Genomic DNA, 10,017 nt, shown 5'->3' with positions numbered 1-10,017 from the left:
AGACAGTCGTAGTTGAACAAATAAAAGCTCCGTCAACTTTTTAAATTTAGATTTTAATTATATGAGAATGAATACCTTAATGAAAAATTTATATTAGATTCATTATTTAAATTAGAATTAGTATAAATAAAAAATTATTAATCTAAATATAGTACCATGAAATAAAATTTTTGATAGGAGTAATAAATTGAATAAAAACAAAAAAATAAAATTTCCAGATTGGATGTCGTTGTTTCCGTTTTTTATTTCACAATTAATATTGTATCCGATAGCTTTGTATACAAGAAAAGTAATAATAGAAATTAATAGTGCTAGTCCGATATTAGTATTTTTGCTTCATTTTTTTGAATTGGTAATATTTTTTTCAATAACTTTAATTTTGCCATTAATAGTGTTTTTTGTACTTGGAGTAATGTATGATTTTGAAATTAGGATGAAAAATGTATTTTATATTTTGGGGAGTTTAATATTGATGTATATTTTTTTGATATTAATTTTCAATATGAAAGAATTGTTATTGTTAATAGGATGTTGTATTGTATTTGGATTGGGATTATTAGTGAAATAGTTTAAAAGTAAAAAAGGGAGTTGAGATGATGTTTATTTTGAAAATGCTGTTAGAAATAGTAATAATGCTTATTTTGTGTGTAATTTTAAATTTAATTCTTGTGAAGAAGATTCTTAGAGTAAAAAATAAGAAGAAATTGTCTTTAAAAAAGATAAAAACTGTTGTATTTGATGTTAAAAAATTGAAGGAAGATGTGGCTATGTCAGCATTAAAGGGGAAAGAGAAATTATCGTATTATCAAATATTGCAAGGGTTAAATAATCTTGCGGAAGATAAGAATATAAAAAAAGTGATTGTTGATGTAGATAAGTTGAATTTGACACTTTCACAGCTGGAAGAGATTTCTAAAATTTTTGACAAGATTAGGGAAAATAAGGAAGTTGTGGCGATAGGGACGCTTTTTGAGGAAAGTAGATATAGAGAGGCTTTGCTTGCGGATAAGATTTATATGTTTGACACAAGGCAGTCAACTATTATTTTTAGAGGATATTTACATAAGGAATTTTATTTGAAGTCGTTTCTGGAAAAATTTGGGATAAGAATGAATGTGCTTCATATTGGTGATTACAAGGTGGCTGGAGAAAAATATAGCCATAACCAAATGTCGGAAGAGAAAAAAGAATCAATTAAAAATATAAAGGATAAAGTTTTTGGAGATTTTGTGGAACTGGTAAAAAGTAAAAGAGGGGTTGACATTGAAAATGAGATATTGAGTGGAAATCTTATATTTGCTGGGGCGAAAAAGGCTTTGGAATATAAATTGATTGACGGTGTTGCTGATTATGATGAAATTGGGATAAATTACAAGGAAGATACTGTTTCAATTGAAGATTACATAGGAATGTTGAAAGAAAAAAAGGAAAAAGCCAAAGATACGATTGCAGTAGTGAACCTTGAAGGTGTTATTGATGTGAAAAATCCTAACAAAAATATTACCTATGATAATGTTTGTGAAAAACTTGAGGAATTAAAAGAAATAAAGAATTTGAAAGGGTTAGTGTTAAGAATAAATTCACCTGGTGGAAGTGCTTTAGTTTCTGAAAAAATATATAAGAAATTAAAAAAATTGACTGTGCTAATATATGTTTCAATGGGAGATGTATGTGCAAGCGGTGGTTATTACATTGCCACAACTGGAAAAAAATTATTTGCAAATAACTTTACTTTGACAGGCTCAATCGGTGTTGTTATGATGTATCCTGAAGTTGCAGGAACAATGAAAAAGTTAGACGTTAATTTGGAAGGATTTGGAAAAGGTGCTGGCTTTGATATGCTGAATCCGTTTGAAAAACTGGGAGAAGATTCAAAAGAGAAATTAATTCATAATATGAATGAAGTTTATGGCGAGTTTAAGGAACATGTAATGGTAGCCAGAGGAATGAATGATGAGGAACTTGAAAAAATTGCACAGGGAAGAGTATGGCTTGGAAGTGAAGCCAAAAATATAAATTTAGTTGATGAAGTTGGTTCTCTTGAAGATTGTATAAAATCAATGGCAAATGATTTGAAACTGGATAAATATAAAGTGCAGATAGTGGAGTTAACACAAACTTTAAAAGAAACTCTGTCAGATATAAAAATGCCGTTTGTATCTCAGGAAATTAGGGAAAAGATTGAATTTTTGCAAGGAAATATGAATCAAGTTTTGTATTATGAGAGCGAGATTGAATTGTGAGAATTTTTAATTTATAAAAAGTAAAAAAAGTATAAAGGAAATATTGGAAAAAAATATTAATCTGTTAATTAATTTAAATTTTAATAAATTACGAAAGGAAGTAAAAAAATGAACAAAGTATATTGCTATCCAAGATGCACAACTTGTAAAAAGGCTGTGAAATGGCTGGAGGAAAATGGGATTGATTACGAATATAAGCACATTGTGGAAGAAACACCATCGAAGGAAGATATTAAGAAATATTATAAAGAAAGTGGATTGCCGTTAAAAAGATTCTTTAATACAAGTGGGAATGTTTACAAAGAGCTAAACTTAAAGGAAAAATTGGCAGAGATGTCAGAAGATGAGCAGTTTGAATTACTTGCAAGCAATGGAATGGTATTGAAAAGACCACTTTTGGTAGGGAAGGATTTTGTGCTGGTTGGATTTAAGGAAGCTGAGTGGATTGAAAAATTGAAATAAACTTAAAATTGCTTAAAATTTATAATTTAATATAGATATTTGATAAAAAAATTATAATTTTTGAGTTTGAAATATTTAGATTAAAAAAAGTATTTTAGGAAAAAAGAATATGATTTTAAAAATTTTGAAAAAATTGAAAAAAATTTTGTAATTGTATTGAAAATTAATGGAAAATGTGATAAACTTAAATAAGTTATTGAATAAAAGGATATTCCGCTTTTATTGTTGCTACCAGTTTTGTAAAGGATTTATAAGCAAGAAAAGTTTGTGAATTAGTAAAATTGGTATAGATAGAAAGAATGTCTTAGAAAGAAGGGAGTGAATTTCTTGAAAGAGAAATTAATCGAATTAGTAGAAAAAAATTACTTGAAAGCTGACGTACCTCAATTTAAAGCAGGGGATACAGTTGCAGTTCACTACAAAGTAAAAGAGGGAAACAAAGAAAGAATACAGGTTTTTGAAGGTGTAGTTATTAGAGTTTCTGGTGGAAGTGTTGCTAAAAACTTCACAGTTAGAAAAGTATCTTCAGGAATCGGTGTAGAAAGAATCATTCCTTTAAATTCTCCATTAGTAGAAAAAATCGAAGTTAAGAGAATTGGTAAAGTAAGAAGATCTAAATTATACTACTTGAGAAACTTATCAGGAAAAGCTGCTAGAATTAAAGAAATTAGAAAGTAGCTTCAAGGCTAGCAAAATGCTAGCTTTTTATTTTTTATAAAAACTAAAAAATTTAAAAATTATAAATTTAGGAGAGGAAAAATTATGAATATGTTATTGTGGGGAGTATTTTATCTTATTGCAACGTTATTTCTGTTATTTTTCTTTTTTAAGGAAAAACAGGTTATACATTGGATAAGAACTAAAGAAGATGAAATATTGCAGAAAATTTCACTTGAGAGAAGCAATGGAAGTTTTGTTGCAGGGAATATATTGACAATAGTTGCATTAATTATTACATCAGTATTTTTTGTGATTGTTGATAAAACACCAGATTCTGATATTTTTATAAAAGTTTGGGGAATTTATGGAGTGTTTATCATAAATTTAATAGTTTATGTTCTAAGAAGAGAGCATGAATGGATTTTTTTGCTTAATCTTATAATGTTGTTTTTGAGCAGATTGATGTTTAATATTATGGATATAAATTTTCATATTTATTTGGGAATAAATGTTGTAATTTCATTGATTCTTATTTATTTGTTTAAAGATTTACCAAAAGAAAAAATTGATGAACAAATGATTTTAAAGGAAGCTGTGTATGGAAATAAAAAAATGGAAAAGATATTGACTGAAGCAAAAGTAAAGAATGAGAGCACAGAAGAAATTTTTAAAAAAATGTTTCCAAAGGAAAATATTACAGTAGAAGAGAGAATTAAAAGAGAAAAAAGAAAAAGAAGTACATTTGGGAAAGCACTTTCAAGAATTGATAATGCTCTAGTTGCGATTATTTTAGTGGGACTGATACAAATGTTTTATATAGGAAATTATGTAATTCCTACAGGTTCAATGGAACCTACAATTAGGATTCAAGATAGAGTTTTTACAAATATGGTTAAATATCATTTTTCACGCCCTAAAGTTGGACAGATAATTGCCTTTAAAGAGCCGATGGAAAATAAATTGATGTTCACAAAAAGAATAGTTGGAGCAGCTGGGGATACTTTACAAATTGCAAAAGGGAAAATGACGATAACAGAGTTTAAAATTGCAAATCTTGATAACGAACCAAAAATTGAATATACTGGCGATGAAAAACATGACAAACTTGAAGAAGCAAGATATGAAAAAGAGTTACAGGATCGTCAAGTTCAAGAAGTTGGTGGAGCAATGATAATAAATGGACAGGAATCAGAAATTTTAAAAAGAATAACACCTCAAAAATTATATTTGCCAGAAGGAATTCTTATGAATAATAAAATTTATATTCCTAAAAAAGGTGATAAAGTAAAATTAGATAAAATTATTGCAATTGATAAGAAATTTTTTGAAGTAGAAAAAGGTGGCCTTGTTGGAGAAATCGACTGGAAGAGTTACTATGATGGAAAAGGTTATAAAAAATTAAGTGGAAAAGAGTTTTTGGATTTAGTAAAGACAGATAAGAATTTCAAAGATATAATAGGAAGCAATGATGTGTATAAAGCTAGTCCTGATGATGTACTAACTAATAAATACTATACGTTTACTTTAAAAGTTGAAGGTAGAGATGAAATGGTTATGCCAATTATGGACTTTAAGTATAATGATGAATTGTTTAAGAAGTTGTTAAATGGAGAAACCATAACACTTGATACTAATTATTACATGGCTATGGGAGATAACACTGCAAATAGTCACGACACAAGATACTTTGGACTTGTAGCAGAGCCAAGAATTAAGGGTGAATTGCTTGTAAGATGGTGGCCGTTGACTAGAATTGGGCTATTATAATTTAAGAGCATTTACATTTATTATAAGTGTATTTGTTTTTAATAATTAAAGAAAAGTTTGATAAAGTTAAAGAAAAGATGGAGAATAAAATGAAAAATATTGTCGATGAATTGGTTAAAATTCATAATGAGAACTTTAAAAATAAAGTTGAAGATAAATATTTTTCTGAAATGATGTTAAGTGAGCAGTATGAGATATACTGCTTATTTAATTTTATGAGAGAAAATATTTTTGTAGAAAAATTAAAAAAAGAAAATAAAAATAAAATTTTTGAAAAAAGTCAAAAAGAAAAAACAGATTTTGGTAAAAATGAAAAATTTGAAAAAAATATGTTGGGATATGTCGCATTTTATGGTACAATAGAGAGCATAGATATTTTTGAGATAGCAATAAAAAAAGAATATCAAGGACAAGGTTTTGGTGAAAAATTGTTAATTGAAAGTATGAAAAATTTGATTAAGGATAATGAAAATATAAGAATTAAAAATATACATTTTTCAGGAGATAAATTTTTGCTGGAAGTTAATGAAAATAATGAAAAAGCACTAAAACTTTATAAAAAAATTGGATTTGAAGAAATTTCTATAAGAAAAAATTATTATGGGAATAATGAAAATGCAATAATAATGATGAAATCTATTTAAATTTAGATTTTAAAATTCTGAATAGTTTTTTATTATGTCATTAATTTTTTGATAGAATAACGGAATCTATTGGGGGAATTGTAAAAGAGGAAAGTTGAGAATTAAAAGATTTTTTTTAAAAATAAAAGTAGGGAGAGATATGAGAGAGAATAGTATTTCGTTAGAATTAAAAAAACAGATAACGCCGAGTATTTTCGTGATTGGACAGGAATATTATAATAAAAGTTTGGGGAATATAACCGCACTTTTCGCTGACGGAAATTTTATAACGGTGGAAGGTGAGTACAAGGAAAACAGCCTTTGTAAGACATCGATTACGGTAGAACAGAAAAAAGGGGAATTTATCGAAGCAAACTGTGATTGCATGTTTTTTAAGAATAATAAGAAAAATTGTTGTAAACACGTTGTAACTTTGGGGATGATGGCAGATCATTCAGAAAAAATTTCAAAAGTTATTGGGACAGATGAAATTGAAATGATGTTTGAAGATGATTTTGAGGAAGATAATAAAAAAATAGCTAAAATTAAGGAAAAAGAGCAAAAAAATAGAACTGAAAAAGCTACTGTGAAAAATTCAGAAAATGATAATAAAAATAAATCAAGACAGAGATTAAAACTAAAAAGTGAAAATACAAAAAAATTAGATAAAACAGCTGAAACTCTTGAAAAAAAGGAAAATATTCAAAATGATACATTTACAAGTTTTGATAAAAAAAATAAAAATTTGGAAATTAAATTTGAAACAATTGAAACAAATACTGAAAAAGCTGTAAAAGATGAAATTGAAAAAGAGAATATAGATTTTCAAAAAAAGAAAATAAATGAGGAAATATTGGAAAATGTTGAAAGTATTTCTAAAAAAATTAATGAAATCTATAATCTTTATTTAGAAATCGAAAATATTCAAGCTGATGAAAAACAGGAAATGAGACTGGAAATAGAAATTGATGAAGGAAGTTATAGCGACTATAAATATGGGTATGACTATAATCAGGAAAATAATGTGCCAGACTATATTTTGCGAATAAAGACAGGATTTAAGAAAATATATTATGTAAAAGATATTTTGAAGTTTATTGAGGCTATTGTGAAAGAAAGGGAATATGAAGTTACTTCCAAAATTACTTACAGCCCTAAGAACTGTTTTTTCAATGAAACAAATAAAAAAATAATCAATGCAATTTACGAATACAGCAAAGAGATTCAAAGTATTATAGATAGCGGAATTAAAGATAAAAAAGGTTTGAAAGTATATGAAATGCTTTTAAATAAACTGCTTGTAGCTATGGAAAAAGGGAAAAATCTTATTTTGCTAGGGGAGCAAAAACAGATAATGAGCAGTTATGAGCCTTTATTTACAGTTGAAAATGGCAGAATTATGATGAGAAATATAGAAAAAATCTCGGAAAATAGCCCATTTTATACATTTTCAAATGATACAACTAAAGTCTTTAAGATGGATGCGAATGAGGAAAGATTTTTCGGAAAGTTTGATTCTCTAGATACAGATTTGTTTAATCAGCTTTCATTTGAGGATAATCAGAAGCTGGGAGCAGTTTTGAGATACGAAAATGTAAATATTGCTGAATATATTGAAGAAGATGGAAATATTGATATTTTTGTTTCAGAAACTGATGAAAAGGAAGTAGTGAAGGTTAATCTGTCAAATACTATTTGTGCAATAAAGAAAAATGGAAAATATTTTATTCCAAGAAAAAATATGAATTTATTCAAGGAACTAAGAAAACTTGTAGAAAGTTATTCAATTGCAAGTATAGAATTGACAGAAGGTACTTATAATGTAAATTATGAAGGTCTAGGGAAAATTTCAGAATATATTGATAAAAAATATTCAAACAAGGTAAAAATTCATTTAGACAATAAAATAAAAAATGCAAGAAATATAGATGTTCATATTGGGATAAAGAAAGTAGAGCATAATTTCTTGAATGTCAGTTTTGATATTGAGGGAATAAAGGCTGATGATGTTGAAATTGTGATGGAAGCAATTAAAAATGAGCAGAAATATATAACGCTTTCAAGCGGTGAACTTGTAAAAATTGCCAATAAAAGCATTGAAGAACTGGTTGGAATTACAGATTCTATTTCTAATCTGAAAGTTGGAGAAAATAAAATTTCTAAAATAAAAGCTTTACAGCTTGCTCAAATTTCAAAAAATATTCAGGAAGAACTTGTAAAAATGGATGAATTTAAAGATTTGTTCCATAAAATAAAAAACCGGCAAGAAATTGAGCCACATAATATAAATGTAAAATTATTTCCATATCAGAAATTAGGGTTTAACTGGCTGAAAAATATGTATGATATTGGATTTGGAGGAGTTCTAGCAGATGATATGGGGCTTGGTAAGACTTTGCAGACAATTTCTTTATTAAATGAGATTTATCAAGAAAATAGAAGTTTTTCAGCCTTAATCATTGTACCAAGTTCATTATTGTATAACTGGAAGGAAGAAATTATTAAATTTACAGGAATAAGACCAACCTTGATTGAAGGAACAGCAGGTCAAAGAAAGGAAATTATTTCAAGAAGAACAAGGGGATTTCTAATAACAACTTATCAGGCTTTGAGAAATGATATTGAAGAATATAAGAGCAGAGAATTTGATGTAGTGGTGTTAGATGAGGCTCAAAATATAAAAACTACAACTTCACAGATAAAGAAGGCAGTTATGAAAATCAACAGCAAAGTAAATTTTGCATTGACAGGAACGCCAGTAGAAAATAATATTTTAGAACTATGGTCAATTTTTGATTTTGTAATACCAGGATATTTAGATAATTTGACAAAATTTAAAAAAACTTATAAGGAAGCGATTGTAAATCCAAATTCCTCGAAAATACACAACTTACGTGAAATTATTGCTCCATTTTTACTAAGAAGAACAAAAAAAGAAGTACTCACAGAATTGCCAGATAAAATCGAATCAAATATGGTTGTAACATTGAGCAATGAACAAAAACAGTTATATATGTTGTATATAAAAAAAGCTAAGAGTGAAATGAAGAAATTTAATGAAAATGATAATAATAGAATGAAAATACTTGCAATTTTAACAAAACTTAGGCAAATTTGCAATTCACCAACTTTGTTCAAGGAAGACTATAAAGGTGAAGTGGCAAAGATAGAGGTGCTTCGGGATTTACTTCCAGATATCACAGAAAATGGGCATAGATTATTGATTTTTTCACAATTTGTAGGAACTTTGAAGGAAATTGAAAAAGAGCTTGTAAGTATGGGGATTGAATATTTTTATATTGATGGAAATGTGAAGTCAAAGGAAAGAGTTGAGATTTGTAACAGATTTAATGCTGGAGAAAGACAGGCTGTATTAATTTCATTGAAAGCAGGTGGGACTGGATTAAATCTTGTTGGAGCAGATGTCGTAATTCATTATGATCCATGGTGGAATATTGCTGTGGAAAATCAAGCGAGTGACAGGGCATATAGAATTGGACAGAAAAAAAGTGTGCAAGTTATAAAACTTGTGACAGAAGGTACAATTGAAGAAAAAATTATAAAAATTCAGGAAAATAAACGTAAGTTGAGTGAGAATCTATTGGAAAGTAAGGATGGAGGAAAAGTTTTATTCGAGATGAGCGACAAGGAACTAATGGAATTATTAAGTTAAACTAAAAAATTACATTATTATCAATAAATTTTTAGTTGCATTTTTTAAATTCATTTGGTATAATAATTCTAGAAAATAAATATGGAGGTGGCATTATAATGCTAGATAAAATTAAATCAATAGTAGTAGATCAATTAGGTGTAGATGAGGATCAAGTAACTGAAGATGCGTCTTTTGTTGATGATTTAGGAGCAGATTCGTTAGATACAGTTGAATTAATCATGGCTTTTGAAGAAGAATTTGACATTGAAATTCCTGATGAAGATGCACAAAAAATTAAAACAGTTAAAGATGTAATTGAATACATCGAATCTAAATAATAGATAAAACTTTTGGGGGACTTTCCCCCCCTTTTTTATTGAAAAAAAAATGAAAAAATGTTAAAATAAATTTATTGTAAAAAAGTTATTATTTAAAATAATAAAATAAATAAGTAGTTGTTTGTAACTTTTATAAAAACTAAGATTACTATTAATAAATACTTTTTTTATAATATTTATGTTTTTTCTTTTTTTTAAGCAAAGGGGAACATTCGCTATCCCCTTTGCAAACCCAGCTCGTCTAAGCATTTTTTGAAAACAAAATCGAA

General features: G+C 27.5%; 8 protein-coding genes. All 8 read left to right on the top strand.

Annotated features, from left to right (window positions below; translation table 11 throughout):
* Window positions 1–187: 187 nt before the first annotated feature.
* The 8 genes from HMPREF1552_RS04940 to HMPREF1552_RS04905 all read left to right on the top strand — a co-directional run bounded on the left by HMPREF1552_RS04940 (window position 188) and on the right by HMPREF1552_RS04905 (window position 9,748).
* The gene (locus HMPREF1552_RS04940; protein WP_021743999.1) at window positions 188–568 is read left to right on the top strand and encodes a hypothetical protein; all 381 of its coding nucleotides are present in this window, start codon (window positions 188–190) and stop codon (window positions 566–568) included.
* Between the two features lie 28 nt (window positions 569–596).
* Window positions 597–2,243, top strand: coding sequence for a signal peptide peptidase SppA (gene sppA, locus HMPREF1552_RS04935; RefSeq protein ID WP_039901206.1), 1,647 nt, complete (start codon window positions 597–599; stop codon window positions 2,241–2,243).
* A 108-nt stretch (window positions 2,244–2,351) separates the two neighbouring features.
* Window positions 2,352–2,705 carry an arsenate reductase family protein gene (locus HMPREF1552_RS04930; RefSeq protein WP_021743997.1) on the top strand — a complete coding sequence of 118 codons (354 nt, stop codon included), beginning with the start codon at window positions 2,352–2,354 and terminating at the stop codon, window positions 2,703–2,705.
* A 327-nt stretch (window positions 2,706–3,032) separates the two neighbouring features.
* Window positions 3,033–3,383, top strand: coding sequence for a 50S ribosomal protein L19 (gene rplS, locus HMPREF1552_RS04925; RefSeq protein WP_021768283.1), 351 nt, complete (start codon window positions 3,033–3,035; stop codon window positions 3,381–3,383).
* 84 nt (window positions 3,384–3,467) lie between these two features.
* Entirely contained in the window at window positions 3,468–5,132 is a 1,665-nt protein-coding gene (gene lepB, locus HMPREF1552_RS04920; RefSeq protein WP_021743995.1) for a signal peptidase I, read from the top strand.
* An 89-nt stretch (window positions 5,133–5,221) separates the two neighbouring features.
* Window positions 5,222–5,776 (top strand): GNAT family N-acetyltransferase, encoded by a 555-nt coding sequence (locus HMPREF1552_RS04915; protein WP_039901204.1) that lies wholly within the window; start codon window positions 5,222–5,224, stop codon window positions 5,774–5,776.
* Between the two features lie 139 nt (window positions 5,777–5,915).
* A complete protein-coding gene (locus HMPREF1552_RS04910; protein ID WP_021743993.1) occupies window positions 5,916–9,428 on the top strand; it encodes an SNF2-related protein in 3,513 nt (1,170 codons plus the stop codon).
* Window positions 9,429–9,526: 98 nt separating this feature from the next.
* Window positions 9,527–9,748, top strand: a complete 222-nt coding sequence (locus tag HMPREF1552_RS04905) for an acyl carrier protein (RefSeq protein ID WP_026748316.1) — start codon at window positions 9,527–9,529, stop codon at window positions 9,746–9,748.
* Window positions 9,749–10,017: the final 269 nt, after the last annotated feature.

Origin of the sequence: Leptotrichia sp. oral taxon 879 str. F0557 (assembly GCF_000469385.1) — a bacterium.
Classification (GTDB): domain Bacteria; phylum Fusobacteriota; class Fusobacteriia; order Fusobacteriales; family Leptotrichiaceae; genus Leptotrichia; species Leptotrichia mesophila.
This window is presented reverse-complemented; position numbering and strand designations above follow the sequence as displayed.